The organism is Pseudomonas sp. AMR01, from assembly GCF_041946035.1.
Classification (GTDB): domain Bacteria; phylum Pseudomonadota; class Gammaproteobacteria; order Pseudomonadales; family Pseudomonadaceae; genus Aquipseudomonas; species Aquipseudomonas antarctica_B.
In genome coordinates, this window is record NZ_JAUTYR010000159.1 from 1 (window position 1) to 544 (window position 544).

The 544-nt window shown below is 58.5% G+C and carries 1 protein-coding gene; it reads right to left on the minus strand.

Features of this window, described 5'->3' with window-relative positions; all coding sequences use genetic code 11:
* The coding region (locus tag Q7C20_RS27035) for a hypothetical protein (RefSeq protein WP_375071223.1) at positions 1 to 544 on the minus strand (544 nt) is incomplete at both ends.

The following is a 544-nucleotide window of genomic DNA, read 5'->3' on the forward strand; positions in this document are numbered from 1 at the left end:
CGGGTGCGAATGTGAACCGCCCGACGCTCCGCCCGATGACGTCGATGTCGATGCGCCGTACGACATGAGCGCGCGGGGGATCGATGTGTCCTCGGTGTCCGAAATCGAATCGGCCAACGAATCGATCGGGATATCCGAGTAATTCGGTTTGCTGTTCGCCACGGACACGGCGGTTGCCGAATCTGATACCGCCGTCGCCACGTCGGTAGCCAACGCCTCGAAATCCGTCAACCCCGCCCGCGCACTGAATGACGCGATACCCCATGAGAATTGGGGCACGAGGTTGATGAATCGCAATTCCTGCGCGAATCCGACATGCCGGTGTGACGAATCGACCGGGTATCCGGATACGTCGTCCCAATCGATGATGGTCTTGTTGTTGACAATCACCTTGTAATTGTCGCCGACTGGGTATACCTGCACGACGTCGGATTCTTCCACGCCGATATTGGTACGCCGGTCCCAATCGGTGAATGACCACGTATCGCCGGACCGCGTACCCCGCCCGAGGTATATTGCTCCGCCGTAGATATTGGCATACACG